A 26,256-nucleotide genomic window follows, 5' to 3' on the forward strand; every position below is an offset into this window, starting at 1 on the left:
CCTTTCAAAAACCGGGCTTTTCGCCCCGATTCACTCGGCAGCCAGCGCCGCGGCACCGGGGCGGCTGCAGAAGCTCTCCACCACGTGCTCGGCAAGGGCCCGCGCCGCACAGCCCGCATCGTCCTGCTCCATCATCCGAAGCTGGTACTTGCCGATGTCGCCAAAGCCCTTGTCCGCCGTCAGCCGCTCCATCTCGGGGGTGAAGTTGGCAAGTGGCAGCGGGGTGATCGCAAGGTCCGCCTCCACGGCCGCAAGCAGCGCCTGCCCGCTCTCCGAAACATAGGCAACGCGGGCCGTCTTGCCCACGAGTCCCATTGATTTCAACGCCTTGCGCCGCCAGACGCATCCATCCTGCGACAGCGCCAGCGGCACCGGGTCGCTCTTCCAGGCGCGCCCGCCGCGCTTGCCGGCCCAGGCCAGCGATTCCTCGTAGACCAGCCGCCCCGCTCCGCCGGTGGTGGCGCAGACCGTGTGCAGCGCCACGTCGAGCTCCCCGGCCTCATGGGCCGCCGTCAGCCGCTCGGAGGTGTCGAGCGTCACCCGCACGTCGACGCCGGGGTGAGACGCCGCAAATCGCCGCAGCACGATCGGCAGGGCATGTGCACCCAGGTCGCCGGGCGCCCCGAAGCGCACCTGCCCCTCGATCGGCGCGCCCGAAAACCGGGCCAGCGCCGCCTCGCTCACCCGCATCATCTCTTCGGCATAGCTCAGAAACGCCTCGCCATCCCCGGTCAGCCGCACCTCGCGCGGCAACCGCTCGAAGAGGGTCCGCCCGAGCTGCTCCTCCAGCCGCTTGATCTGCATCGACACCGCCGAGGGCGTGCGCAGCACCCGCTTGGCGGCGGCGCTGAACGATCCCGTGTCATGGATCGCAAGGAAGGTGCGGATCAGGTCTGTGTCGATCATCGCGGGGCCTTTCGCGGGGTGCTGTCAATTTTTCTGAACGATATGGTCAATACTATTCGTTTGATTGAATCCTCGTCAAGGCACACCTTCAGATCAATCGAAACGACATCCCGAAGGATCATCACCATGACCTACTTCCACCCCGCCCAGGCCGCCCGCTTCCCCTACCTGCGCCGCGCCCTCGCCGCCCTCGGCCGCGCCATCGCCGCCAATTTCGAGACCCGCGCCCGCCGTCGCCGCATCGGCAGGCTCGACGCCCTCGACGACCGGCTCCTGCGCGACATCGGCCTCACCCGCGACGACATCACCTACGCGCTCTCAAATCCCGACACCCCGGATGAAACCCTGCGCCGCCGGTCGCTCACCAACCGCAGGACAGACCTCGAGCGCCCTCGCCTGCGCGCGCACTGACCTCCCCCACCGCGCAAGCGCAGAGGGGGCCGCCTCGGCAAGGCGGCCCCCTCTCGTCCCGGGTGATCGCCGCCCAAAGGCCGCCCTCACACCGTCTCCGTCACCTTCTTCAAATGGGGCGGCGCGTCCGGATCAAGGCCCCGCGCCCGCGCCACCGCCTCGGCCATGGCATAGAAGGCCACGATCAGTACCAGCGGGTCGGTCAGCCCGTGGCCGCTGCGCGGCGCCTCGAGCATACGGGCCGCGCGCACGAGCCCCGTGGTCGCAAACACATCCGCCCCCTGCCCCGCCAGCCGGTCGGCCATCTCGGCCACGCCCTGCTCCGCCGCATCGCCCCCCGCCAGCGCCAGCACCGGAAAGCCGCGCCCTACGATCGAGACCGGGCCGTGCAGCACCTCCGCCGAAGAATAGGCCTCGGCATGGGTCTGGCAGCATTCCTTGAACTTCAGCGCCGCCTCGCTCGCCATCGCCCAGCCCGGCCCCCGCCCCAGCACGTAGAGCGAGCCGCCCTCGTCCATCGCCTCCGCCGCCGCGCTCCAATCCGCCTCCACGGCGCGGGCCAGCACCTCGGGCAGCGCCCGGATCGCCGCCAGCAAGGCCGCATCCTGCGCCACCTCCGCCACCAGCCAGAGCGCCGCCAGCGCCGAGGTCACAAAGCTCTTGGTCGCCGCCACCGAGCGCTCCGGCCCGGCGCAGATATCCACCACATGCTCCGCCGCGCCCGCCAGCGGCGAGCCCGCCGTGTTGGTGAGCGCGACCGTCAGCGCCCCGCCCTCCCGCGCGGCGCGGGTCATTTCCACGATGTCGGGGCTCCCGCCCGATTGCGAGACCGAGAGCGCCACCGCCCCCTCCAGCCGCAGCGGCGCACCGTAGACCGAGGCCACCGAAGGCCCGACCGAGGCCGAAACCCGCCCCAGCACCAGCTCGGCGGCATATTTGAAGAAGGTGCAGGCATGATCCGAAGAGCCCCGCGCCACGGTCACAAAATACGCCGGATCGCGCGCCGCCACCGCCCGCGCCACCCCGGGCACCGCTCCTGCCGCAAGCAGCCGCTCCACCGCCGCCGGGATCTCCTCGATCTCCTGGCGCATCAGGCTCTTTGTCACCATGCCCACTCCTCCTGTTAGCGCTACCCTGCCTCGCCTGCGCCCCGGGCACAATGCTTGCCCTCCCTCGCCCGCCGCGCCACAACTCCCCCAAAGGGAGACCCATATGACACGCGTTCTCATCGTCGGCCTCGGCAACATGGGCCAGAGCCACGCCCTCGCACATCACGCCAACCCCGAAAGCGAGATCATCGGCCTCGTCAACCGCTCGCCACGCGAGCTGCCCGAGGCATTGCGGGCCTATCCGCTGCTCACCAGCTTCGAAGAGGGCCTCGCCCTCGCCCCCGATCTCGTCGTCATCGCCACCCACACCGACAGCCACGCCCCCTATGCCATCGCCGCAATGGAGGCTGGCGCCCATGTCTTCGTCGAAAAGCCCCTCGCCGCCACGGTGGAGGACGCCCGCCGCGTCACCGACACCGCCCGCGCCACGGGCCGCAAGCTGGCGGTGGGCTACATCCTGCGCCACCACCCCTCGTGGCAAAGGCTGATCTCCGAAGCCCGCGACCTTGGCGGCCCCTACGTCTTCCGCCTCAACCTCAACCAGCAGTCGTCCGGTGCGCAATGGGAGGCCCACAAGGCCCTGATGCGCACCACCTCCCCCATCGTCGATTGCGGCGTGCACTACGTCGACGTGATGTGCCAGATCACCGACGCCCGGCCCCTGCGCGTTCACGGCATGGGCCTGCGCCTGAGCGACGAGATCGCGGAAGACATGTACAACTACGGCCAGTTTCAGGTGGTGTTCGAAGATGGCTCCGTCGGCTGGTACGAGGCCGGCTGGGGGCCGATGATCTCGGAAACCGCCTTCTTCGTGAAAGACATCGTCAGCCCCGCAGGCTCGGTCTCGATCATGGACGGCGACAAGGGCGGCTCCTCCGAAATCGAGGGCCACACCCGCGTCGGCGGCCTTCTTGTGCACCGCCCCGAAGGCGACAGGCTCATCGACCTGCCGGGCGAGCCGGACCATCAGGCGCTCTGCGATGCCGAACAGGCCTTCCTGCTGCGCGCCATTGCCGACAACATCGACCTCGCGCGCCACATGGACGATGCGGTGCAAAGCCTCGCCATCTGCCTTGCCGCCGATGAGAGCATCCGCACCGGCCAGCCCGTGACCCTCTAGCCGGGCGGCAGCCGGTCAAAACAGGGCACGCCCTCGAGCACCTGCTGCCACGCCTGCCCCTCCTCGCAGAAGATCGCAAGGCGCGGCCCGCCGAAGACCTCGGGCGCATCAAGCGTGCCCACCTTCAGCACCACCCCCTCCAGCCCGGCCCGCCGGGTGAGGATATGTGTGCCGCAGGTGGCGCAGAAATCGCGGGTGACGGCGCGGGCACTCTCCGGGTGGCTGTAGCTTGCCGCCACCCCGGCCTCCCAGCCAAAGCCCTCCGGCGGGATCACCATGAAGTAGTTCGCCCCGCCGCCCGACACATGGGTGCAGGCCCGGCAGTTGCACTGCGCCTTCAGCACCGGCGCGGCGCTGACCCGGTATCGCAAAGCGCCGCAAAAGCACCCGCCGCGCCAATCGACTGTCTCTCCGCCCATCTTCCCCTCACATGAAGGCGCAATCCGGCCCCCGTTCCAGCGGCGCATCGATCGACATGCCCGACGGCCGCCAGTCGAAGATCGCCACCGCATGGCCCCCGTCGAACCCGATGAACAGCGTGCCCGTCTCGGGCTGAAGCGCCACCCCCTCGGCGTCAAATCCCCAGGCAGAGAGCGGTGTGACCGTCAGCACCGCGCCATCGGGGGCCAGCTCGAAGAGCGCATTCAGCCCCTCGTTGTCATCCACCACGAGGATATTGCCCGAGAACGGATCACGCTCCACGCCCTGCGGCTCCACCATCGGCGGGTCGAACCTGTCGCCCCAAAGCTCCATCAGCACCTCGCCGTCAGGCGCCACCCGCATCAACCGCGACGGGTCGTCCTCCACCACCAGAAAGCTGCCATCGGCATCGCGGTGCAGCCCCTCGGTGTCGACCAGCGTGGCGCTGAGGCTGAAATCCTCCGCCCGCGCCCGTCCGTCCCGGTCGACCCGCCGGAACCGGCCCCAGCCATCGGCCAGCAGCAGCCCCTCCGGCTCCACCGTCAGGCTGCGCACCGAGGGCATCCCGGCATCGAACCGCATGATCTCGCGCCCCGTCGTCCCGATCAGGATCACCTCGCGCCCCTCCGTCGCCACCCAGACCCCGCAGACCTGCGCGTCATAGGCCAGCGACACGCCCCGCAAACCGGCAATGGTTTCGCGGTGCAGCAGTTCGGCCCCGGCAGGCGCGGCCCAGATCAATGTGAGGAATAGCGGCAGGATACGCATGACAGCCCCCTTCCCGCCTACCCTGCGAGGCAGGGCGCGCGGCGGTCAAGTCACGCTTTCGGACGGGTCTCGGGGGGATGCTGGCGGAGAGACAGGGATTCGAACCCTGGAGACGGTTCCCCGCCTACACACTTTCCAGGCGTGCGCCTTCGACCACTCGGCCACCTCTCCGGCCCGCGTCTCTTAAACGAAGCGGCGGGGCGGGCGCAAGGGGGTCAAAGCACCGCGTGGTGCAGAAAGGCAATCATCCTCCCCAAAGCTCGAAATCCTCGATCCGGCCCGAGGCCGCAAACTCGGCGCGGCCCCCCAGATCTTCGGGCGGATAGGAAAAATCCATCCGCAGCCGCCCCTCCGGGCGCGGGATCACGCGGGTCACATGGAACGCCTCCGCCGCGGTCTCGGCATCGACCGGCCCGGTCACGACCAGCTCGAGGCCCCCCGCCCTTCCATGCCCCGAGACCGGGCCCGCCTCGGGGGTGACGGCCACCCGCAACCGGCGCAGCCCGGCAAGATGGGGGGCAATCTCGGGATGGCCCAGCAGGGCCTCAACATGGGCAAGGCTCGGTGCGGCGTCGGCGGCGGTTTCGGGCGGCATTGTCTGGCTCCTTTTGCCAGATCAACGCCGCAGGCCGCGCCCCCGTTCCAAGCCCGCGCGTCGCCCCGCCGCCCTAGCGGGCATTGCCGGCCATCCACTCCCGCATCGCCCGGAACTGCCACACACCCTGCGGAAACAGCCTGCGCCCGTAGGCGGCGCGCTCGAAGGCTTCGCCCTCCTCCGCCCCCGGGTCCACCCCGTCCCGCGCATCGCCGAAATGCACCAGCTCGTGCAGCAGGACGCCGAGCAGGAACTGCTGAAACATCTTGTCCTGCCGGTTCTCCTCGCTCGCGTCGAACATCTCGAAGTAGTACTTGTTCATGTAGATCCAGTTCACCTTCGAAGAGTCGAACTGGCCCTCGTAGCTGCCGTAGTTGTGGCGCCCCATGTGCACCGGCAGCAGGGTCGGCTCCGAGCCCTCGCGGATCACCTCCAGCGCCTCGTCCTCCATGTATTCGCCATAGAACATGAACTCTTCCCAGACCTTCTTTTGCTGGGTCGGAAGCGTTGCGAGGGCGCGGCGCAGGTAAACGGTGGAATGCGGGTAGTCCCGCGTCATCAGATGCGAAAAAATCATGTGTAACCCCGAATATCGGTCATTGATGATGCAAATGCAGAGCTAGAATAGCGTCCCTACCAGACCGGGCAAGACCGTGCAGGGGCTGGCGCGGCCAATGAGGGGCCGCAGGGCTAGGGTGCGTCAGGGTAGCCGAAACTCTCGAAATCCACCGCATACATCCGCCGGATCTGCGCCAGCGTGGCGGGGGTGATGAAGTTGTCGTAGCCAAACCCGTGCAGTGCCACTCGCCGCGCCGGAATGTCGCCCAGGTAGCCCGGTTCCGGCCTGCGGGCGGTGCGGGTGCTGTTGGAGCGCCGGGGCTGCCAGATCATGCCCAGCTCGCCGGCCAGCGCGCCAAGCTCCCGGTCCAGCGCTTCCACGTGCAGCACCACGTCATGGCGAAAGCCCTGCGCAGCGAGCCATGGCGGCATCTGGGTTTCCCAATGGCCGTTGATCGGCAGGTGCGGCTTGTCGCGCGCGCGCATCTCCGCCTCTATGGTGGCCAGAAACTGCTCGAAGCTCATCAGGTTCTCCGCCAGTTTCACGCCCTGCCGCCGGCAGAACTGGTCGTGCAGGGCGCGGGCAAAGCTCTCCAGATCGTTCCGCTGGGCAAGCCGCCGCCCCTCATAGAGGCAGAACTTGTTGAAGAAGGCGCTGATGATCCGCGTCACCGGATGGCGCACGAGAATGACCGAGGCAAAGCCCCGCCCCTCTATCGCCTCCCGGCAGGGGCCGGTCGGTTTGCTGGCATCGTGGAAATGGTGCTTGTCGGCGGGCCGCTCGGCCATGTTGGCGGCCAGAAACTCGAACAGCGTGGTGCAGGCCGCCTTCTGCGACCAGAAAAACACCACCCCTCTCGCCTCGTCGATATAGCCGCGCCAGCCCAAGCCGGTCCCTCCAGGAAGACTCACTCCGCCTGTCAGTACACCGGCATGGTTGCCAGCTCGTTAACCTTACCCGAAGAGGATGTTGACCCGCCGGTTGGCGCGGCCCTTCTTTTCCAGCTTGCCCAGCTTCAGCGGGCCGATCTCGCCGGTGCGGGCCACATGGGTGCCGCCGCAGGGTTGCAGGTCCACCTGCCCGTCGCCCTCCCCGATCCGCACCAGCCGCACCCGGCCCGCGCCGCGCGGCGGCGCCACCGACATGGTCTTGACCAGTCCCGGGTTGGCATCCAGCTCGGCTTCGCTGATCCAGTCCTCGCTCACCGGCAGGTCCCGGGCGACAAGCGCGTTCAGCGCCGCCTCCACCGCCTCGCGGTCCTCGATCGGCTCTTCCATCATGAAGTCCAGCCGCCCCTTCTCCGCACCAATGCTCCCGCCCGTTACCGGAAAGGCAAGCACCACCGACAGCAGGTGCAGCGCGGTATGAATGCGCATGTGCGCATAGCGCCGCTCCCAGTCGAGCGACTGGCGCAGCCCGGTGCCGATCTCGGGCAGCGCACCGGGGCCCGATGGCACCAGCACCACCGCCTCGCCCTCGCCCTTCACCGCCGTGGCAATCTCGAGCTGGCCGCCCTCCCAATGCAGCATCCCCGCATCGCCGGGCTGGCCGCCGCCGGTCGGGTAGAAGATCGAGGCATCGAGCACCACGCCCCCTTCCGAGGTATGGGCCACTACGGTGCCGCGCGCATCGCGCATGTAGGCATCGTCTCGAAACAGCTGCAAACTCATCTGTCACCTCCACCGCCGCCGCCGCCGCCATCACCTTCCAGATCCCCCTCGGTCAGCCCGGCTCGGGCGGCCGCACGCGAGGGGCTCTCGGGCGGCTTCGGCGGGCTGGCCTCGGTGCCCGGCACCACCGGCTCGGCCTCCACCGCCGCGCCGCCTGCCTTCGCACCGCTGATCGCCGCGGTGATCGCTTCGGGGTTGCGCAGCCAGAGGTCGCGCTGCGCGAAGGGAATCTCGATCCCCTCTTCCGCAAAGCGCTCCGCGATACGGTGGCGGATCTCGGTCTGCACCACGATGATCGAGAACACGTCGCGCAGGATCACCCGTATCTCGAAATCGAGGCTATCGGCCCCGAAACCGGTGAACACCACCTGCGGCGGCGGGTTCAGGATCACGATCGGATGCTCCTCGGCCACGGCCTGAAGGATCTCGGCCACCCGCCGCGTGTCCGAACCATAGGCCACGCCCACCGGCACCATCAGCCGGCCCGACATGTTGGTTTTCGTGTAGTTCGTCACCTGCCCGCTGATCAGGTCGGCGTTGGGCACGATCACATCGGTCTTGTCGAAGGTCTCGATCCGGGTCGAGCGCACCGAGATCTTCTTCACGATCCCCATGACCCCGCCCGAGCTGATCCAGTCGCCCTCGCTGATCGGTCGCTCGATCAGCAGGATGATGCCCGAGACGAAGTTGCTCACGATGGTCTGCAGGCCAAAGCCGATCCCGACCGAGAGCGCACCGGCCACGATGGCCAGCGACGACAGGTCGATCCCGGCGGCGGTGATCGCGATGACGGCGGCGAGGAAGATGCCGATGTAGCTGACCCCCGACAGGATCGCCGTGCGCCCGCCGGTGTCGATCCGGGTCTTCGGAAGCACCGAGGTGCGCAGCGCCCCCTGCAGAAGCCGCGTAAGCAGGTAGCCCAGCACGAAGACCACCGCAAAGAGCAGAAAGTTCGAGGGGCTGATCGTGCTTTCGCCAATCGTGAACCCGCCCAGAAACTGCTGCCAGATCTCGGTCAGGTCCGCCACCCGCGCGCCCCAGATCAGCGCCAGGAGCGGCAGCGCCAGCACCAGGATGAAGAAGGAGATGAGCACCGCCACCAGCCCGTCCGACCCGTCGTCCTGACGGCCGAAGAACAGCGCCCAAAGATGCGAGAAGAAGCGTTGCAGCAGCGACACCACCGCCAGCACCGCGAGCGTCGAGAGCGGCGCGGAAATGAGGAAATCTCCTGCCTTCAGGTAGCCCAGCGCCGCCATCACCGGCCCCGCCAGCGCCATCAGCACCGCCGCACGTCCGATCAGATGCACCACCCGCGCCCGAAAGCCCTTGGAGGTCTGCTCGTCGATCTCCTCGCCCGACTCCCGGTTGTGCCGGATCAGCAGCTGCCCCAGCCGGAACAGCGCAAAGGCCCCGAGCAGGATCAGCGGGAAGTTCAGAAAAATCGCCGCCTCCTCGGTGATGCCGGAGAAGGCGGTCAGCGAGACCAGCAGCGCCCCCAGCGCCCCCGAGACCCCGGCCATGGTCGCCCAGAGCCGCCCGGCCCGGCGCTGCGCGGCGTCATGCTCCAGCGGCGGCGGCAGGATCTCGATCTTGGGAAAGCTGTGAAAGCCCAGCCAGCGGGCGCCGAAGATGAGCACCCCCATCACCGGAATCGTGCGCAGGATCTGGTCGGTCAGCAGCCCGCCGACCCCGGTGATCTGCACCCCGGCCACGATCAGCACCAGCCCGATCTGCGGCAGAACGAGCTGCCCGATCGAAACCAGCATGGCAAAGATCACCGTGCTCTGCTGCCGGTTCGAGCGCGTCAGCAGGCGCTCCGAAAGCGCCATGCTCCAGCCCCGCCCGCGCAGCACGAGGATCAGCCCGATCAGCGCCACGATGATCGCCGGCGCGATGTTCTTGCGCAGCGCCGCCTGCTGCACCCCGTTCTGCCAGCTCGACCGGAGGTTGGAACTCAGCGTGTTGCGTACCCCGGCAAGCTGTTCGAGCGGCTCGATCCAGTTGGTCGGAAACAGCGGGCTCGGCCCCACGTCGAGCAGCTCCCGGGTCTGGCGCTCGCGCAGCACCGTATCGACCTGCCCGATCAGCCCGTCGGCGCGGATATAGGCCTCTTCGGCAGCCCGGATCGGCACCAACAGGCGCGACAGCTGCGAGGTCAGCTCCTCCCGCCGCTGCGCCAGCTCCACCGCCTCGGCCTCACCCTCGGCAGGCGCAGGCCCGAGCGCCTCGATCTGGCGGCGCAGAATGTCGATGCGCCCGGCGTTGGAAGACTGTGCGTTCTGGAACTCGGTGCGCCATTCCACCAGCCGGTCGCGCAACTGCTCCAGCGCCAGCGACGAGGCGCCATCGCTGTCAAGCACCTCCTCGGCCTGTCGCGCCACCTTCTCCCAGGCCACATAGTCCGGCCCGCCCGGCAGGCTCAGGGAGGCTGCCTCGAGGCTGTCGGAGACCGGCGGAATGGTCAGGTCTTCCGATGGGGCGTCGCCCGCCACATCGGGGTCCGACACCGTGGCCCCCGGCTCTCCCGCGCCGTTCACAAGGTCGTCGGCCAGCGATTGCGCCACGCCCGCGCCCGGGAGCGCAAGCGCGCAGATGACCAGCCAGAGCCGCAGAAGATGCATGGGTCGGCTCATGCCTCCAGCGTCACGTCCGGCATGTCGGAACGGGTGCCACGGGTCAGGAAACCCGGCACCGGCAGATCCTTCTCGCGCAGGAAGTCGGGGTTGAAGAGCTTGGTCGCATAGCGCGTGCCATAGTCGCAGAGCACGGTGACAATCGTGTGCCCCGGCCCCATCTCCTTCGCCATCCGCACCGCGCCCGCGATGTTGATCGCCGAGGAGCCGCCAAGGCACAGCCCCTCCTCTTCCAGCAGGTCGAACACATAGGGCAGCGCCTCGCCGTCCGGGATCTGCCAGGCCATGTCGGGGGTGAAGCCCTCGAGGTTGGCGGTGATCCGCCCCTGCCCGATCCCCTCGGTGATCGAGCCGCCCTCCGACTTGTGCTCGCCATGGGTGTAGTAGTTGTAAAGCGTCGCGCCGCAGGGATCGGCCAGCCCGATCTTCACCCCCTTGGGCTGAAGCACCTCGGCCACCCCCGCCAGCGTGCCGCCCGAACCGACAGCGCAGATGAACCCGTCCACCTTGCCCCCGGTCTGCTCCCAGATCTCGGGGCCGGTGCCCTCCACATGGGCCTGCCGGTTGGCCACGTTGTCAAACTGGTTGGCCCAGATCGCCCCGTTCGGCTCGCTCTGGGCGAGGCGCTCGGCAAGGCGGCCCGAGTAGCGCACGTAGTTGTTGGGGTTGCGATAGGGATTGGCATCCACCTCCACCAGCTCGGCCCCGGCAAGCCGGATCATGTCCTTCTTCTCCTGGCTCTGGGTGCGCGGAATCACGATGACGGTCTTGAACCCCATAGAGGCCCCCACCAGCGCCAGGCCAATGCCGGTATTGCCCGCCGTGCCCTCCACGATGGTGCCCCCCGGACGCAGCGTGCCCTTGGCAATCGCATCCTTGATGATGAACAGCGCGGCCCGGTCCTTGATCGACTGCCCGGGGTTCAGAAACTCGCATTTGCCGAGAATCTCGCAGCCCGTGGCGTCGCTCACCTTGTTGAGCCGGATCAGCGGGGTGTTTCCCACGGCGGCGGCAAGATCGGGTTTGATATCCATGGCTGGCGTCCTTCCTGTGGCCCATCTGGGGCGCTCTCCCACTTGATAGGCCCACGGCCCGCGAGGTCAACAGGTGCCACGCCACCCAGCCTCTCCCGGCACGGAACAGCAGACCGCCCCGAACGGCAAAAGCCCAACCCGGTTCGCCCGATCGCGCCGGTCAGAAAACGTCATCACGCCGGGGGTCCGGGGCGTGGAAATTCCGGCGAAAGTCCTTCACGTCGCGGCACGCAGCCCCGCGCGCCGTGCCGCAAGCTGAAGCAGCGAAATCACGGTCGTCCCCACGTTGATCTCGCCGCTCTCCAGCAGCGCCATCGCCGCGTCGAAGCTGACGATATGGGCGCGAATGTCCTCGCCCTCCCCCGGCACCCCGCCAAGGCCCGCCGCGCCATCCGGCAGATCGGCAATCCCGATGAAGCCATGCAGGTATTCGCTCTTCGCGCCCGGGCTCGGATAGTAGCCCCCGAGCGGCACCAGCCGGTCCACCTCCAGCCCGGCCTCCTCGCGCGCCTCGCGCAGGGCGCAGTCCTCGGGGCTCTCGCCCGGATCGACCCGGCCCGCAATCGGCTCCAGCACCCATGGCTGCGCGTCCCCCCGCGCCACCGGGCCCACCCGCAGCTGCTCGACCAGCATCACCCGGTCGCGCTGCGGATCATAGGGCAGCACCGTGGCCGCATCGGCCGAGATGAAGGCTGCCCGCTCGATCTGCCCGCTCCGGGTGCCGTCGAACCGGCTGTGCACCAGCTCGTATTCCTCCACCGCAAAGAAATTGGCATAGGGCCGCCGCCTCTCCGCAACCTCCAGGTCGCCCGGCCCCGCCTTGCGGCGCAGCGTCGCGGGCGCGCTCTCGCGGGCGTTCAGCCGTGCCTGCGCCCGAGTGCAGATCAACCCGTAGCGCCGCCCGACCTCCGCGGTCGTGGCCCGGCCCATCCACCACATCACCTCTTCGGCGGCCAGCACGCTGACCTCGCCCCATTGCGCCGCCCAGCGCTCCAGGCTCCACGGCCCGCCGCGCTGCCCGTCCTCGGCCAGCGGCACGTAAACCGTCGCCTCCGCGCGCCCCTCCCCGGTCAGCACCTCCACCGGCTTGCGCAGGTAGCCGTAGTTGTCCAGCCCTTCATAGAAATCGGCCCGCGCCAGCGCCGCGTCGTCGAGGCCCCGCAGCAGCAGCCCCTCGGCCTCGGCCCCGCGCTCGGCCCGCACCATCGGATAGACCTCTCCGGGCACCGCCTCCACGCGCCAGCCCGGCAGCCGCGCCGGGCATTGCGCCACCGCGTCAAAGCTCTCGCCCAGCACCACCCGCAGCAACGGCTGGTGCATCAATGTTCCGTAGATGAAGATATCCGACATGCGCCCTTTCCACCCGGGCGCGAGGCAGCGGTCAGGCGATCCTGCCCGCTTCCACCGAACGCTCCTCGGTCCACTCCGCGAACCATCCGCAGAGCATGCCGCCCACGATCAGCAACAGCGGCACCTGGGGCAGAAAATAGCTTCCCTCCGCGATGGTAAAGCCGATTCTCGCGTCGGTCAGGATCAGCACACCGTAGTCGAAGACCAGCCCGAAGGCGCCGTTGATCGCCTCCACCGGGCCGGCATAGGTGCCCACCCGCGTCGACTGGCGCAGCATCTCCCAGATCGCCCAGAAAAGCAGACACCAGAAGGTCATCGCCAGCGCCGTCCGCACCCCGCCACCGGCGGCCGCGAACTTGCCCCGTCCGGCCAGCCGCCCCATGATGAACCAGCCGCACAGAAAGCCGATCCCGGCATTCACGAACGACAGCATCCCCAGCTTCGTGCCCTCGGGCAGAAGCGGCTTGAAGATCTCCGAAACGAAGAAGGCCAGCACGGCAAAGACCAGCCCGGACATCAGTTTGGTGGCGGTAGGCATCGGCGTTCCATCACATGAAGGGGGCGCACACTGGCCCCTCGAATGCGGCGATCACACCATGCGAGTCCGGCAGAAATAAGGCAAAACCTCGGGAAACCGGCGACAACCCCGGCGCAACCGCCCGATTGTCCCGCGCTCAGAAATCGCGATCCTCATAGGCCGCCAGCGCCGCCTTGCGCCCCGCCTCCAGCCCCACCACGGGCTGCGCCGGCCGGTCCTCGCCCGGTGTCAGCCCCCAGCTTTCGGGCACCGCTGCATAGTAGCTTGCCGCCGTCTCGCCGCTGCCCAGCCAGCGCTCGCGGTATGTGCCGCGCGCGTCGAACTTCTCGGCCTGGCTCGCCGGGTTGAAGATGCGGAAATAGGGCGCCGCATCCGGCCCGCAGCCCGCCACCCACTGCCAGCCCAGCGCGTTGGAGGCCTCGTCCCAGTCGATCAGCGTATCGGCAAACCAGGTCTGGCCCACCCGCCAGTCGGTCATCATGTGCTTGGTGAGGTAGCTCGCCACGATCATCCGGGCGCGGTTGTGCATGGTGCCGGTGACGTAAAGCTCGCGCATCGCCGCGTCGATCACATCAAGCCCCGTACGCCCCTGCTTCCACGCCTTCACCTCTGCGGCGCGCTCGTCATCCTTCCACGGAAAGCGCCCCCAGTCCTCGCGCCATTCCCGCTCGAAGATACGGGGAAAGTGGAAGCCCAGCTGCCAGCCAAACTCGCGCCACGCCAGCTCCTTGCGAAAGGTCTCGCTGCCCTCGCCCTCCGCCGCATTCCAGCACTGGCGCGGGGAAATCTCGCCATAGGTCAGGTTCTCGCTGAGGCCCGAGGTCCAGTGCTCGGCCAGCAGGTCGCGCCCCTTGGGGTAGTTGTGCATCCGGTCCGAAACGAAGTCGCGCAGCCGCTGCTGCGCCGCCGCCTCACCGACGCAGACATGCTCTGCCACCACATCCGCCCCGCGCCGCATGGCGGTCCCCAACGCCCAATCCTCCAGCGCCTCGCTCTCCGGCCAGCTCTTCGGCCCCGCCAGCTCCCGTGGCCTCGGGCATTCCTCGCCCGGAACCTCGCCCTTCATCGTCTTCCACATCGGCGAAAACACCTTGTAGGGCGTCCCCTGCCCCGTCTTCACCTCCCAGGGCTCCCAAAGCAGCTTGCCCGGAAAGCTCCGCGCCTCCACCCCGTCCTCGCGCAGCGCCGCCTTCACTTCCGCATCACGCTCGCGGCACACCGGATCATACTCGCGGCTCCAATAAACCGCCTCCGCCCCGGTTTCCTTCACCAGCGCCCGCAGCACCTCCAGCGCATTGCCCGAGCGCAGGACAAGCCGGCTCCCCACCGCCTCCAGCTCGCGCCCATGCGCCTCCACCGAAAGCCCCATCCGCCAGGCCGCCGCCGCGCCCAGCGCATCCACCTTCCGCTCGCGGATGAACACCGGAATCACCGCCCCCTCCTCCCGCGCCGCCGTCAGCGCGGGCAGGTCCGAAAGCCGCAGGTCGCGACGATGCCAGAGGATGGTGGTGCGGGTCATGGGCTCTCCTTCACGGTCTCCTGCTGACTAACGCAGCAAGCCGCCATCCGGATCAACCTTCGTAGGGCGGGACTTGTCCCGCCCTCCTGTCAGCCCATCAAAAAGCCCCGCCCGGATCGCGCCGGACGGGGCTGCATCTCACGTCGTCAAAGCCCTATTCGGCAGGCGCCTTGGGCGCATCCGGCCAGGCCGTCGGGTCGGTATCGAGCTCCGGAAACTTCGCCGGATCGAAGATCGGCATCTTCACCCCCGCCTTCAGCTGCGCCCGGAAGTCGTTGATCAACCGCACCGCCACCGGGAAGAGCATCGCCAGCGCCAGCAGGTTCACCACCGCCAGAATCCCCATCATCGGGTCGGAGAAGTTGAAGATGAAGGTCGCGCCGGGGGCCACCGCACCGAGGAAGACGATGCCCACGATCGCCACCCGCAGGATCTGGATCGCCATCGGATTGCCGGTCATGAAGCTCAGCGCGTTCTCGCCAAGGTAGTAGTTGTACATGATCGAGCTGAACGAGAAGAGCAGGATCGCCACCGTCAGGTAGTACTGCGCCCATCCGCCCACGTGATTCACCATGCTCTGCTGGGTCAGCGCCACCCCGTCGATGCCTTCCGCGCCGGGCTGGTAGACGTCGCCCAGCAGGATCACGAAGGCGGTGCAGGAACAGATGATGATGGTGTCGATGAAGACCGAGAAGCTCTGGGTGATGCCCTGGCTCACCGGGTGCTTCACATAGGCCGTCGCCGCCACGTTCGGGGCCGAGCCGAGGCCCGCCTCGTTGGAGAAGAGGCCACGCCGCAACCCGTTGGCAATCGCCGCGCCCATGCCGCCCGCCACTGCTTCGCGGAAGCCGAAGGCATTGGCGAGGATGTCGCCGATGACACCGGGCAGCGACCCGATGTTGAGCACGATGATCACCAGCGCCATGCCGATGTACATGAAGGCCATGACCGGAATGATCACATCCGCCGCCTTGGCGATCCGATGGATGCCGCCCCAAACGATGAAGGCCGTCGCCGCCGCCAGCACCACGCCGGTCGCGATACGCGGAATGTTCATGCTGTCGAGCGCTGCGCCCGCCACCGTGTTGCCCTGGAAGGCGTTGAACCCGATCGAGAAGGAGGCAATCAGGCAGACCGCGTAGATCACCGCCAGCCAGCGGTAGTTCGCGCCGAGCCCGTGGATGATCGCCCGCGCCGGGCCACCCCGGTAGTTGCCGTCCGCCTCGGTGCGCTTGTAAAGCTGCGCCAGCGTGGCCTCGACCAGCGCCGAGCACATGCCCACCAGCGCAATCGCCCACATCCAGAACACGGCACCGGGGCCGCCCGCAGTGATCGCCACCGCCACGCCGGCAATGTTGCCCCCGCCCACACGGCCCCCGACCGAAACGAAAAGCGCCTCGCGCGCGCTGATCTTGGTCGGGTCGTTGTCTTCATTCGTGCCGGTCAACACGTTGAACATGCGCCTGAAGAAGCGAAACTGCACAAACCCGCTGGCAATCGTGAAAAAGCACCCGAGCACAACGAGGAAGGGCACCAGCGCCCAGCCCCAGGTCAAATCGTTGATCGAATTGAATATCGTGTCCAGAAATCCCATCGTCCGCGTCTCCTTGTAACTATCTTCGCGGTGTCCTTGCCCCGAGCCTGCCGGACCGGCGCGGCTCAGGTAACGGGAGCGTGACACAACCGGGCGGAAAGTCGCATGAAATCCGCGCACTCGCCCACCAAATGAGCAAATGCCCGCTCAATGGATGCAGAATGCACACATCGCACATGCCGCCCGGCGCCCGCACCCACGAAAAAACCCGCCCGGATCGCTCCGGGCGGGCTCCGTTTCGCAATGGTGAGGCTCAGGCGTTACGCTCGGCCACCAGCCCCTTGTAGATCGCCCAGCACATCAGCAGCAGCACGATGGTGAAGGGCAAGCCGGTGGAGATGACCATCGACTGAAGGCTCGCGAGGCCCCCGGCAGAGAGCAGCAGCACAATCGCCACCGCCCCTTCGAACACGCACCAGAACACCCGCTGGGGCACCGGCGCATCCACCTTGCCGCCCGCCGTGATCGTGTCGATCACCAGCGACCCGGAGTCCGAGGAGGTGACGAAGAACACGATCACGAGGATGATCCCGATGAAGCTGGTGATCGAGGCCAGCGGCAGTTCACCCAGCATCTTGAAGAGCTGGATCGGCAAGGCCGCATCCTGCGCCCCCGTAAAGCCGTCCTGCACAACCTGCTGGATCGCCACGCCGCCGAACACGCTCATCCAGAGCACGCAGACGAGGCTCGGGATCAGCAGCACGCAGATGATGAACTCCCGCACGCTCCGGCCCCGGCTGACGCGGGCAATGAACATGCCCACAAACGGTGACCAGGAAATCCACCACGCCCAGTAAAAGCTGGTCCAGCCCTGCGAGAAGTTCACATCTTCACGTCCCACCGGGTTGGAGAGCTGCGGCAGGTAGCTGACATAGGCCACGAGGTAATCGGCAAAGCCGGTCAAAATCGCCACCGTCGGGCCCACGATGAGCACGAAGAGCAGCAGCAAAAAGGCCAGCCCCATGTTGATCTCGCTGAGGATCTTCACCCCGCCATCCAGCCCGCGCAGCACCGAAACCAGCGCAATCGCGGTGATGACCGAAATCAGGATCACCTCCGTCGTCGGGCCAACCGGAATGCCGAACAGCTCGTTCAACCCCGCATTGGCCTGGGTCGCGCCGAAGCCCAGCGAGGTGGCCAGACCGAAGAGCGTGGCAAACACCGCCAGCGTATCAATCGCATGGCCCCACCAGCCCCAGACCCGGTCTCCGAGGATCGGGTAGAAGGCCGAGCGGATGGTGAGCGGCAGGCCCTTGTTGTAGCTGAAAAGCGCCAGCGCTAGGGCCACGACCGCGTAGATCGCCCAGGGGTGGAGACCCCAGTGAAAGATCGTCGCCGCCATGCCGAGCCGGATCGCCGCCTCGTCATCGCCCGCCGCCGCGCCAAGCGGCGCCCAGTCGGTGCGCCCCGTGGTCGGTGCAAACAGCCCCTTTTGGCCTTCCGGCACAGCCGCGTCGATCTGCGCCTGAACATCCGCCGGCGTTGCGCCCGAAAGGCCCGTCGCCGCATCAAAGCTCTCGCGGTCGGCCCAGCCCTCGGGCGTGTCGCCCTCTGCCGGGGTGTCGCCCGCATAGGTCACCCCATAAGACACACCGCCCTTGGAGGTGCTGTAATGGCTCATCGGCTCCGAGACGCCGTAGAACATCAGGCCAATGCCCATGCCGGCGGCAAACAGCATGGCGAACCAGCCGACATAGCCATAATCCGGCGTCGCCTCCTTGCCGCCAAGGCGCACATTGCCCAGCGGGGTGACGATCAAGAACAGGCAGAACAGCACGAAGATGTTGGCCGCCCCGAGGAAGAACCAGTCGAACCCCTTGGTCACCGAGCTGAACAGCCAGGAGAAGGCCGCGCCCGACTGCTCGGGCAGCGCCAGCGTGTAGAAGACGAAGGCCACCACCGCGAGGCCGGAAATCAGGAAAACCGGGTTGTGGATATCAAAGCCGAACGGCCCCACCGAGCCGTCGATGTTGTTCTGCCCTATTTCGTAGTCGGTCTCGATGACCTCCGAGACCCCCTCCGGGGCGGGTATGCCCTGGTCGTCGGGTTTGTCTGTCATGGGGTGCTCCCTGTTCACGTCCGGGGGCTACTCTCATTCGGAAGCCGGGCTTCCGTGCAGCCTGTCGTGTGCCGGAGCCGCCCCGCCCCCATGGGGGTGGCTCGGCATCCATGCTAACGTCACATAGGTGTGAACAACACCCGCAGGCGGCGAGTTTTTTGCTATTTCCGACATGGGCTTGTCGCAAACAGGCCGTGAAGCGGCGGTTTCGCCCCTCAGCCCTTGATGTCCACCACAACCCGGCCGCGGACCTGCCCTTTCAGGATATCGGCCCCGAGCTGCGGCAGGTCGCCCAGCGTCGCGGGCTGGATCATCGCCTCGAGCTTGTCCATCGGCAGATCGGTGGCAATGCGCTTCCACGCCTCCAGCCGGTTGTCATAGGGCTGCATCACCGAGTCGATGCCCAGCAGGTTCACCCCGCGCAGCAGAAACGGCACCACCGTCGCCGGAAGCGCCGCGCCGCCCGCAAGGCCCACGGCGGCAACGCTGCCCCCGTATTTCATCTGCCCCAGCACCCGGGCCAGCATCGCGCCGCCCACGGCATCCACGCAGCCCGCCCATGTCTCGCTCTCCAGCGGGCGCTTCACCGTCTCGGCAAGCTCCTCGCGGGCCACGATCTGCGTCGCGCCAAGGCTCTTGAGATACTCGCCGCTCTCCGGCCGCCCGGTCACGCCCGCCACCTCGTAGCCGAGATTGGCCAGAATCGCCGTCGCCACCGAGCCGACACCGCCGCTCGCGCCCGTCACCAGCACCGGTCCGGTGCCCGGCATCAGCCCGTGCCGCTCCAGCGCCATGACCGCCAGCATCGCGGTAAACCCGGCGGTGCCCACCGCCATCGCGGCGCGCGTGCTCAGCCCCTCGGGCAGCGGCACCAGCCAGTCGGCCTTCACCCGCGCCTTCTCGGCATAGCCGCCCCAATGCGCCTCGCCCACGCGCCAGCCGGTCAGCACCACCTTGTCGCCCGGCGCGTAGCGGGCATCCTCGCTCGCCTCCACCGTTCCGGCAAAGTCGATCCCCGGCACATGCGGATAGTTGCGCACCAGCCCGCCGCCGGGGCCGATGCACAGCCCGTCCTTGTAATTCACGGTCGAATAGTCGACCGCCACCGTCACCTCGCCCTCGGGCAGGCGCGACTCCTCGATCTCCTGAACGCTGGCCGAGGTCTTCCCCTCGTCGTCCTTCTCCACGATCAATGCGCGCATGGTCGCTCTCCCCCTCAGGCTGCTGCCGCTTTCTCCGCCACGCCGCGCACCCGCGCCACCATGGCCCTCAACCCGTTCGAGCGCTGGGAGCTCAAATGCTCGTCCAGCCCCAAACGCTTCAACTCCGCCGCGGCATCCACCGCCTGCACCTCGCCAACCGTCGCACCGCTGTAGAGCGCCCGCAATATGGCAATCAGCCCGTTCACGATCATCGCATCGCTCTCGCCGGTGAAGCGCAGCACCGCGCCTGGCCCCTCGCCCTCGATCTCGGGCACCAGCCAGACCTGGCTGGCACAGCCCTCCACCTTGGTCGCCGCCACCTTCTGGCTTTCCGGCAAGGGCTCCATCTCGCGGCCAAGCTCGATCACATGGCGATAGCGATCCTCCCAGTCGTCCAGAAACTCGAATGTCTCCACGATCTCTTCAAATGCATCTCGCGCCATGGGCCGGGCTCCTTTCGAGAGCCAGAGCTAGGGCCTCTCACAGGCGAGGTCCAGCCCCGCACAGGCTTTTCAACGGCCCGGCTTTGCGCTAACCCTCGGTTAAAGAAAAGCCGAGGGACGAGCATGACCAAACCGCTTCTGGCCGCCATGGCGCTGGTGACAGTGCTCTCCGGGTGCTCACGCCTCGCCGAGAGCCGGATCAACCCGTTCAACTGGTTCGGCGGCTCGCGCTCCGAAGCCCGCACCGCCACGGCGGTGGAGACGGTCGCCGTGCGCGACAGCCGCCAGCTGGTCGGTCAGGTCACGCAGCTCACCGCCGAGCGCACTGCGGGCGGCGCGATCATCACCGCCGTCGGCCTGCCGCCCTCGCAGGGCTACTGGAACGCCGAGCTGGTGCCCGCCACCCCCGACGGCCTGCCCCGCAACGGGGTGATGGTCTACGACTTCCGGGTCGAACGCCCGCTGGAATTCCAGCGCGAAGGCAGCCCCTACTCGCGCCAGATCACCGTGGCCCTCCACCTCTCCAACGTGGAACTCGCCTCGATCAGCCGCATCGTGGTGCGCGGCCAGGTCAACCAGCGCAGCACCGCCCGCTGACCCGCCCGGGCGGGCCACCCCCCGCCCCGGTCCCAGTCATGCGGCCCCCTTCGCCCCGAGGGCCGGCCCCGCACGCCAGGCGCACGCCGCGAGGCGGGTGAATCCCACCACCACGCACCCTACCCCAACACCCCCAGCACCAGCACCGCCCCCCCGAGCGTGCCGCCAAGCAGCACCACCAGCGCCACATGCCCCAGCCCGAAGGCCTGCCGGATCGCCTCCACATGCAGCAGCGTCCCGGTCAGATAGACCCCGAGCACCCCCAGCAGCAGCGGGCTCTCCACCATCCAGGCCGGATGGCCCAGCACATCCTGCGCCACCCGCCAGCCCAGCAGCGCCGAGGCCCCCGCCCATGAAAACGTCATCGCCAGCGCCAGCGGCGTCGCCTTTTCGCGCCAGAGCCACAGGAAGGTGCCCGAAAGCGTCGCCGCCATCGCCACGAGGGCGGCGCGGGCAAGGTCCATCGCGGGCACAAACCCGAACGGACGCGCCAGCACACCCAGCGCCAGCAGAATGAAGGCCAAGAGCCCCAATGCACGTGTCATTTTCCCAGCATCTCCTTCAGCGTCGCATCCAGCACTTCGGCGGCGGCGCGGTTGCGGTCGGTTTCTCGCTGCATCTCGCGGCCCATCAGCAGCCGCGCCGCGGCCCATCGGGCCACCGTCCCGAGCCAGCTCATTTGTCGCCCCCCGAGGCACGCATCTGGCCCTGCCCGGGCAGGCGCTCGCGGATCAGCGTGGTCAGCTCGATGATGATCTCGGTGTTGCGATGCAGGGCGGCGCGGGTGGTCTCGTCCTTCTTGTGATCCTTGAACAGCAGGAAGAAGACGAGCAGCACCCAGGGCCCGTGCTCGGTCAGAATGCTGACCCAGAGCGCGTCGGGCATCACCCCCGCCCCTCCCGCCAGTCGGCGAGCGCCGGGTTGTCGTCGCCCACGCCCTCCGGCAGGCCCTCGACCTCAGCCCCCTCGCCAGCACCAGCCCCCGCCCCTGCCTGCAAGGCCGCCAGCGCCGCCATGTTCGCCTGCACCTGCGGCGCCAGCGCCACCGTCGCCGCGATCGAGCGCTGAAACGCCTGCCCCTTCACCTGGTGGCGCGCCCCGAAGTAGAAGCTCACGATCGCCCCCATCAGCCACCACAGCGGCTCTGGCACCAGCGCCACCCCCTGCATCCGCGCGGCAAACCAGATCGGGTCCACCAGCGCCGACACCATCAAGAACAGCGTGCCCAGCGCCAGCGCCGGGCGCGGCAGGCGGTTCACCCCGTCGACAACCCTGTCGAACCACCCCCGCCGCTCCACCAGAAACTCGCGCCCGAACTGCTCCAGCGCCGCCCCCTGATAGGCCGCCGCCCGCGCCGCACCCGCCTCGGCATTCTCCCGAAACACCTCGACCGTCTCGGCAATCGCATTGCGTCCGCCGCCGAAGATCGCCGTCATCACCGCGTTCATCAGCCCCATGCCGCCACCCGCGCCCGATGCTCGGACTCGCTCAGATGGTATTTCGGCGCCATGAACTCCTCGGCCCGGGTGATCCAGCCGCCCTTGCCGCCATCGCGGCGCCGGGCGTATTTGCGGCTGGAGGGGCGGGCATCGGCGAGGCCGTAGTAGTAGTTGCGCCGGGCGATCCCGTAGGCATCGGCCAGATGCGCCGGCGCCTCCTCAAAGGCCGCGCGGGCGGCGGCAATGGTCTGCGGGCCGATCGCGCCATCCACCGCGCAGGGCTGGCCCATCCGCGCCAGCAGCCGCTGAAGGATCTTCACCGCGTTGCGACCCGCGTTCACATACATGTCGAAGACCGAGGCATGGAGCACCACCGGCAGCTCGGCAATGCGCGGCCGCTTGAAGTAGTGCTCGATGAAGATGCCCCGCGCCTGCTCGGCGGTGAGCCGCTTCACATCGCGCAGCGTGGTGCGCCCGTCGCCATCGAGGTCCACCCCCAGCCGGCGCAGCGTGCCAATGGTGACCCCGTATTTCGTCGCCCCCCCGGGATCATCGGGATCATTCACATAGCCGCCCTCGCGGGCCACGATCTCGCGGGCAATCTCGTCGACAGTGGGCATGACAGCCTCCAGGCGTTTCCTCGAACCGCCCGGAAGACTCCGGCATTTGCTTTAAGATTTATGAAGTGGTGCGCGCGCACCGACCCGGCCAAGCCCCGTCATCCCCGGCCACAACCCGTCATCCTCGGGCCTGACCCGAGGATCTCATGAAAAACCCCACCGCCTCACGAAGGCATAACGCCAGAACCGCCCCTAGCCGGCCTTCTCCTCGGCCTGCGCGGCAAGGCTCTCGGCGCGGGCCGCAAGCTCGGCCATGAACTCCTCGACCTCGCGGGGCACCACCGGCACCTCCACGCGGGCCGGCTCGGGCTTGGGCGCGGCCTCCAGCGCGGCAACCTGGCGCTCCAGCTCGGCCACCCGCTGCTCTGCCGCCGCCGCCTTCTCCTCAAAGGCCGCGGTGCGGTCGGCCAGCATCAGCCCGGCCATCAGCAGCATCCGCGCCTCGGGCAGACGCCCGATCTGGCTGACCAGAGCGCTCGCCTCCCGGTCCAGCATCACCGCCGCCCCGGTCAGGTAGTGCTCCTCGCCCTCCTGGCAGGCGACCTGAAAGTTCCGTCCGCCAATGGTAATCTCGACCTCAGCCATGTGCAGCCTCCCCCACCAGCGGCTCCAACGCGGCCAGAACGGCGTCCAGCTCCTCGCGGTCCTCGGCCTGCTTGGCGCGCAGCGCCGCCTCGGCCTCCTCCAGCTCGGCAATCCGGTCCTGCTGGCGTTCCTTCAGCGCCTTCATGGCGTCGATCCGCTCACGCAGCTGGGTGTTGGCGGTCTGCTCCGCCTCCAGCGCCTGCGTCAACTGAAGCACCTGCGCCTCGAGCCCGCGCAGCGCCGAAAGCTCTTCTTCGCTCGGCCCCGCAGCCTTGGTGTCATAACCGGCCACAGCCGCGCCGATCCTGTCCATCGCCGCCGTGAGCCGACGCTCCAATGTGGAAATCTCACTCATTCTGCCGTCCCCTGCGATGTGATCCACCGCTCTTTTGTCTTGCACCTGTCAATCGGAGCTCCCGCCTCCCGAATCGACCCGGCGGCCCCCGCTCCCTCGATTGTAACCAATGGCAGCAATGATTGCGCCCCTTTTGTTCCAAGCACTTACCGCACGGCCTTCATGCTGCCTTGATCTCGCCCCCGAGCCTGCTATCACGACGCAACTTTATTGCACCGAGGGGAAACTTCCGTGGACATCGACGCGCTTCGCACTGCACATCCCGAACACTGGATGAAAGCCGCCTGCATCCGCACGCTCACGCTCGATGCGGTCGCGGCCGCAAACTCGGGTCACTCCGGCGCACCGATGGGCATGGCCGATGTCGCCACGGTGCTCTTCGAGAAGCACCTCAAGTTCGATGCCAGCCAGCCCACATGGGCCGACCGCGACCGCTTCATCCTCTCGGCCGGGCATGGCTCGATGTTGGTCTACTCGCTGCTCTACCTGACCGGCAATCCCGAGATAACCCTCGAAGAAGTCAAGAATTTCCGCCAGCTCGGCGCCAAGACGGCCGGCCACCCCGAGAACTTTCTCGCCAAGGGGATCGAAACCACCACCGGCCCGCTCGGCCAGGGCATCGCCAATGCCGTCGGCTTCGCCATCGCCGAGGAGAGCCAGCGCGCCCATTGGGGCAACAAGGTCGTCGACCACTACACCTACTGCATCGCCGGTGACGGCTGCCTGATGGAGGGTGTGAGCCAGGAGGCCATCGCGCTCGCCGGCCACCTCAAGCTCTCCCGCCTCATCGTGATGTGGGACAACAACGACATCACCATCGACGGCAAGGTTTCGCTCTCCGACAGCACCGACCAATGCGCCCGCTTCGAGGCCTCCGGCTGGAACGTGATCCAGTGCGACGGCCACGACCCCGAGGCGATCGACGCCGCGCTGACGGCGGCCAAGACCTCTGACAAGCCCACCATGATCGCCTGCAAGACCCACATCGCGCTGGGGCACGCCGCGCAGGACACCTCCAAGGGCCACGGCGCGCTGACCGATGCCGACCAGCTCGAAGCCGCCAAGAAGGCCTACGGCTGGACCTCCCCCGCCTTCACCATCCCCGAGGATCTGAAGTCGGCCTGGGAAGCCATCGGGTCGCGCGGCGCGCAGGACCGCAAGGACTGGGAGGTTCGCCTCGGTGCCCTCTCCGAGCGCAAACGCGCCGAATGGGACCGCCAGCAAAGCGGCGAGGCCCCCAAGAAGCTTGCCGCCGTGGTCCGCGCCCTGAAAAAGCAGATCTCCGACGAGGCCCCCAAGGTCGCCACCCGCAAGGCCTCCGAAATGGCGCTCGAGGTGATCAACCCGGTGATGACCGAAACCATCGGCGGCTCCGCAGACCTCACCGGCTCCAACAACACCAAGACCGCCGATCTCGGCGTGTTCTCCGCCGAGGACCGCAAGGGCCGCTACCTGCATTACGGCATCCGCGAGCACGGCATGGCCGCCGCGATGAACGGCATGGCTTTGCATGGCGGATCAAAGCCTTACAGCGGCACCTTCATGTGCTTCACCGACTACGCCCGCCCCTCCATGCGCCTCTCCGCGCTGATGAAGGTGGCCCCGGTCTACGTCATGACCCATGACTCCATCGGCCTCGGCGAAGACGGGCCCACCCACCAGCCGGTCGAGCACCTCGCCATGCTGCGCGCCACGCCCAACATGCTGGTGTTCCGCCCCGCCGATGCGGTCGAAACCGCCGAAGCCTGGGAAATCGCCCTGAGCCAGACCGGCACGCCGTCGGTGCTCGCGCTCTCGCGTCAGGGCCTGCCCACCGTGCGGACCGAGCACAAGACCAAGAACCTCACCGAACAGGGCGCCTACGTGCTGGCCGAGGCCGAGAACAAGCGCCGCGCCATCCTCATGGCCACGGGTTCCGAGGTCGCCATCGCGATGGAGGCCAAGGCCCTGCTCGAAGCCGAAGGCATCGGCACGCGCGTGGTCTCCATGCCCTCGATGGAGCTCTTCGCCAAGCAGGACGAGAAGTACCGCAAGCGCGTCCTGCCCGCCGGTCCGGTGCGCGTGGCCGTCGAGGCTGCCGTGCAGCAGGGCTGGGATCGCTGGTTGCTTGGCGAGCGTGGCCGCGAGGCCAAGGCCGGCTTCGTCGGCATGACCAGCTTCGGCGCCTCCGCCCCGGCCGAGGAGCTCTACGAGCATTTCGGCATCACCGCCAAGGACGTGGCCGAGAAGGTCAAGAGCCTGCTCTGATCCGCACAAACGGTCATCCTCGGGCCTGACCCGAGGATCTCCCGCCTACGAGGTCCTCGGGTCAAGCCCGAGGACACCTCCTACCCCCCGAGCGCAAACCGCCCCGGCCCGGCCACCGCCAGCGCGAGGCAGCCACCGGCAATCGCCCAGTTCTTCACGAAGATGGTCATCTGCCACGGGTCGCTCGGGATGTAGTGGAACATGCTGGTAAAGGCGCAATAGGCCGCCAGCGCCAGCGCCACCGGCGTCACCCAGACGCCCAGCACAAGGCACACCGCCGCACCGGCGTTGAAGGCCAGCGCAGGCCAGACCAGCCATCCCGGCATCCCCTTCCCCGCCAGCAGCTCCATCACCGGCGTCGGGTTGAACTTCTGCACCGTCCCGCCGATGAACAGCGCCGCGATCAACAGCCGCGCCACCAGCAGTGCCACCGATTGCCACATCATGAGCGCCTCCGTAGGGCGGGACTTGTCCCGCCGCCTG

At 67.9% G+C, this 26,256-nt stretch carries 29 protein-coding genes and 1 tRNA gene; 4 read left to right on the forward strand and 26 right to left on the reverse strand.

Features of this window, described 5'->3' with window-relative positions:
* Positions 1–30 precede the first annotated feature (30 nt).
* Complete coding sequence (locus GTH22_RS07170) at positions 31–906, reverse strand: LysR family transcriptional regulator (protein ID WP_252944273.1); 876 nt, start codon at positions 904–906, stop codon at positions 31–33.
* Positions 907–1,032: 126 nt separating this feature from the next.
* Here GTH22_RS07170 and GTH22_RS07175 point away from each other — a divergent pair, with 126 nt between their 5' ends.
* On the forward strand, positions 1,033–1,317 hold the full coding sequence (locus GTH22_RS07175) for a DUF1127 domain-containing protein (RefSeq protein WP_252944275.1): 285 nt from the start codon (positions 1,033–1,035) through the stop codon (positions 1,315–1,317).
* 86 nt (positions 1,318–1,403) lie between these two features.
* Here the strand turns inward: GTH22_RS07175 and GTH22_RS07180 are convergent, their stop codons facing one another.
* Positions 1,404–2,426 (reverse strand): SIS domain-containing protein, encoded by a 1,023-nt coding sequence (locus GTH22_RS07180; protein WP_252944277.1) that lies wholly within the window; start codon positions 2,424–2,426, stop codon positions 1,404–1,406.
* A 103-nt stretch (positions 2,427–2,529) separates the two neighbouring features.
* Between GTH22_RS07180 and GTH22_RS07185 the strand changes: the two genes are divergently transcribed.
* Positions 2,530–3,546, forward strand: a complete 1,017-nt coding sequence (locus tag GTH22_RS07185; protein ID WP_252944279.1) for a Gfo/Idh/MocA family protein — start codon at positions 2,530–2,532, stop codon at positions 3,544–3,546.
* On the opposite strand, the gene GTH22_RS07190 is transcribed toward GTH22_RS07185, so the two are convergent.
* The 16 genes from GTH22_RS07190 to GTH22_RS07265 all read right to left on the reverse strand — a co-directional run bounded on the left by GTH22_RS07190 (position 3,543) and on the right by GTH22_RS07265 (position 19,930).
* Complete coding sequence (locus GTH22_RS07190; RefSeq protein WP_252944281.1) at positions 3,543–3,965, reverse strand: GFA family protein; 423 nt, start codon at positions 3,963–3,965, stop codon at positions 3,543–3,545. The genes GTH22_RS07185 and GTH22_RS07190 overlap by 4 nt on opposite strands.
* Positions 3,966–3,972: 7 nt before the next feature.
* On the reverse strand, positions 3,973–4,734 hold the full coding sequence (locus tag GTH22_RS07195) for a hypothetical protein (protein WP_252944282.1): 762 nt from the start codon (positions 4,732–4,734) through the stop codon (positions 3,973–3,975).
* 81 nt (positions 4,735–4,815) lie between these two features.
* A tRNA-Ser gene (locus tag GTH22_RS07200) sits at positions 4,816–4,905 on the reverse strand.
* 73 nt (positions 4,906–4,978) lie between these two features.
* Positions 4,979–5,329: a hypothetical protein gene (locus GTH22_RS07205; RefSeq protein ID WP_252944284.1), complete on the reverse strand. Its 351-nt coding sequence runs from the start codon at positions 5,327–5,329 to the stop codon at positions 4,979–4,981.
* A gap of 73 nt (positions 5,330–5,402) precedes the next feature.
* Positions 5,403–5,906 carry a hypothetical protein gene (locus GTH22_RS07210; RefSeq protein ID WP_252944286.1) on the reverse strand — a complete coding sequence of 168 codons (504 nt, stop codon included), beginning with the start codon at positions 5,904–5,906 and terminating at the stop codon, positions 5,403–5,405.
* Between the two features lie 113 nt (positions 5,907–6,019).
* Complete coding sequence (locus tag GTH22_RS07215; protein ID WP_252944288.1) at positions 6,020–6,799, reverse strand: sulfotransferase family 2 domain-containing protein; 780 nt, start codon at positions 6,797–6,799, stop codon at positions 6,020–6,022.
* Positions 6,800–6,841: 42 nt separating this feature from the next.
* A complete protein-coding gene (locus GTH22_RS07220) occupies positions 6,842–7,558 on the reverse strand; it encodes an alanyl-tRNA editing protein (protein WP_252944290.1) in 717 nt (238 codons plus the stop codon).
* A complete protein-coding gene (locus GTH22_RS07225) occupies positions 7,555–10,191 on the reverse strand; it encodes a DUF3772 domain-containing protein (RefSeq protein ID WP_252944293.1) in 2,637 nt (878 codons plus the stop codon). The genes GTH22_RS07220 and GTH22_RS07225 overlap by 4 nt, the downstream gene beginning before the upstream one ends.
* Positions 10,188–11,225 carry a cysteine synthase A gene (locus GTH22_RS07230; protein ID WP_252944294.1) on the reverse strand — a complete coding sequence of 346 codons (1,038 nt, stop codon included), beginning with the start codon at positions 11,223–11,225 and terminating at the stop codon, positions 10,188–10,190. The genes GTH22_RS07225 and GTH22_RS07230 overlap by 4 nt, the downstream gene beginning before the upstream one ends.
* Positions 11,226–11,441: 216 nt before the next feature.
* Positions 11,442–12,575: an NUDIX domain-containing protein gene (locus tag GTH22_RS07235; RefSeq protein WP_252944296.1), complete on the reverse strand. Its 1,134-nt coding sequence runs from the start codon at positions 12,573–12,575 to the stop codon at positions 11,442–11,444.
* A 31-nt stretch (positions 12,576–12,606) separates the two neighbouring features.
* Entirely contained in the window at positions 12,607–13,113 is a 507-nt protein-coding gene (locus GTH22_RS07240) for a TrgA family protein (protein ID WP_252944298.1), read from the reverse strand.
* A gap of 136 nt (positions 13,114–13,249) precedes the next feature.
* The gene (locus GTH22_RS07245; RefSeq protein ID WP_252944299.1) at positions 13,250–14,632 is read right to left on the reverse strand and encodes a deoxyribodipyrimidine photo-lyase; all 1,383 of its coding nucleotides are present in this window, start codon (positions 14,630–14,632) and stop codon (positions 13,250–13,252) included.
* Positions 14,633–14,786: 154 nt separating this feature from the next.
* Positions 14,787–16,226, reverse strand: coding sequence for a sodium:alanine symporter family protein (locus GTH22_RS07250; protein ID WP_252944301.1), 1,440 nt, complete (start codon positions 16,224–16,226; stop codon positions 14,787–14,789).
* A 253-nt stretch (positions 16,227–16,479) separates the two neighbouring features.
* Positions 16,480–18,285, reverse strand: coding sequence for a BCCT family transporter (locus GTH22_RS07255; RefSeq protein ID WP_252944303.1), 1,806 nt, complete (start codon positions 18,283–18,285; stop codon positions 16,480–16,482).
* 215 nt (positions 18,286–18,500) lie between these two features.
* The gene (gene acuI / locus GTH22_RS07260; protein ID WP_252944306.1) at positions 18,501–19,487 is read right to left on the reverse strand and encodes an acryloyl-CoA reductase; all 987 of its coding nucleotides are present in this window, start codon (positions 19,485–19,487) and stop codon (positions 18,501–18,503) included.
* Between the two features lie 14 nt (positions 19,488–19,501).
* Positions 19,502–19,930 (reverse strand): SufE family protein, encoded by a 429-nt coding sequence (locus GTH22_RS07265; RefSeq protein ID WP_252944307.1) that lies wholly within the window; start codon positions 19,928–19,930, stop codon positions 19,502–19,504.
* Between the two features lie 123 nt (positions 19,931–20,053).
* Here GTH22_RS07265 and GTH22_RS07270 point away from each other — a divergent pair, with 123 nt between their 5' ends.
* Positions 20,054–20,527 (forward strand): hypothetical protein, encoded by a 474-nt coding sequence (locus tag GTH22_RS07270; protein WP_252944309.1) that lies wholly within the window; start codon positions 20,054–20,056, stop codon positions 20,525–20,527.
* Positions 20,528–20,646: 119 nt separating this feature from the next.
* Here GTH22_RS07270 and GTH22_RS07275 read toward each other — a convergent pair whose 3' ends face one another.
* The 7 genes from GTH22_RS07275 to GTH22_RS07305 form a co-directional block, all read right to left on the reverse strand.
* A complete protein-coding gene (locus GTH22_RS07275) occupies positions 20,647–21,072 on the reverse strand; it encodes a hypothetical protein (RefSeq protein ID WP_252944311.1) in 426 nt (141 codons plus the stop codon).
* Complete coding sequence (locus tag GTH22_RS07280; RefSeq protein WP_252944313.1) at positions 21,069–21,206, reverse strand: hypothetical protein; 138 nt, start codon at positions 21,204–21,206, stop codon at positions 21,069–21,071. Before GTH22_RS07280 ends, GTH22_RS07275 begins: the two co-directional genes overlap by 4 nt.
* Positions 21,203–21,412, reverse strand: a complete 210-nt coding sequence (locus GTH22_RS07285) for a hypothetical protein (RefSeq protein WP_252944315.1) — start codon at positions 21,410–21,412, stop codon at positions 21,203–21,205. Before GTH22_RS07285 ends, GTH22_RS07280 begins: the two co-directional genes overlap by 4 nt.
* Positions 21,412–21,984 carry a holin family protein gene (locus GTH22_RS07290; protein WP_252944317.1) on the reverse strand — a complete coding sequence of 191 codons (573 nt, stop codon included), beginning with the start codon at positions 21,982–21,984 and terminating at the stop codon, positions 21,412–21,414. The genes GTH22_RS07285 and GTH22_RS07290 overlap by 1 nt, the downstream gene beginning before the upstream one ends.
* On the reverse strand, positions 21,975–22,586 hold the full coding sequence (locus GTH22_RS07295; protein ID WP_252944319.1) for a holin-associated N-acetylmuramidase: 612 nt from the start codon (positions 22,584–22,586) through the stop codon (positions 21,975–21,977). The genes GTH22_RS07290 and GTH22_RS07295 overlap by 10 nt, the downstream gene beginning before the upstream one ends.
* A 192-nt stretch (positions 22,587–22,778) precedes the next feature.
* Complete coding sequence (locus GTH22_RS07300) at positions 22,779–23,171, reverse strand: cell division protein ZapA (protein ID WP_252944321.1); 393 nt, start codon at positions 23,169–23,171, stop codon at positions 22,779–22,781.
* On the reverse strand, positions 23,164–23,526 hold the full coding sequence (locus tag GTH22_RS07305) for a hypothetical protein (RefSeq protein WP_252944323.1): 363 nt from the start codon (positions 23,524–23,526) through the stop codon (positions 23,164–23,166). The genes GTH22_RS07300 and GTH22_RS07305 overlap by 8 nt, the downstream gene beginning before the upstream one ends.
* Positions 23,527–23,757: 231 nt before the next feature.
* Here GTH22_RS07305 and tkt point away from each other — a divergent pair, with 231 nt between their 5' ends.
* Complete coding sequence (gene tkt, locus GTH22_RS07310; protein ID WP_252944324.1) at positions 23,758–25,773, forward strand: transketolase; 2,016 nt, start codon at positions 23,758–23,760, stop codon at positions 25,771–25,773.
* An 80-nt stretch (positions 25,774–25,853) separates the two neighbouring features.
* Here tkt and GTH22_RS07315 read toward each other — a convergent pair whose 3' ends face one another.
* Positions 25,854–26,219, reverse strand: a complete 366-nt coding sequence (locus GTH22_RS07315) for a DoxX family protein (RefSeq protein WP_252944326.1) — start codon at positions 26,217–26,219, stop codon at positions 25,854–25,856.
* Between the last annotated feature and the right edge of the window lie 37 nt (positions 26,220–26,256).

The sequence above is a fragment of the Oceanicola sp. 502str15 genome (assembly GCF_024105635.1).
Taxonomy (GTDB): domain Bacteria; phylum Pseudomonadota; class Alphaproteobacteria; order Rhodobacterales; family Rhodobacteraceae; genus Vannielia.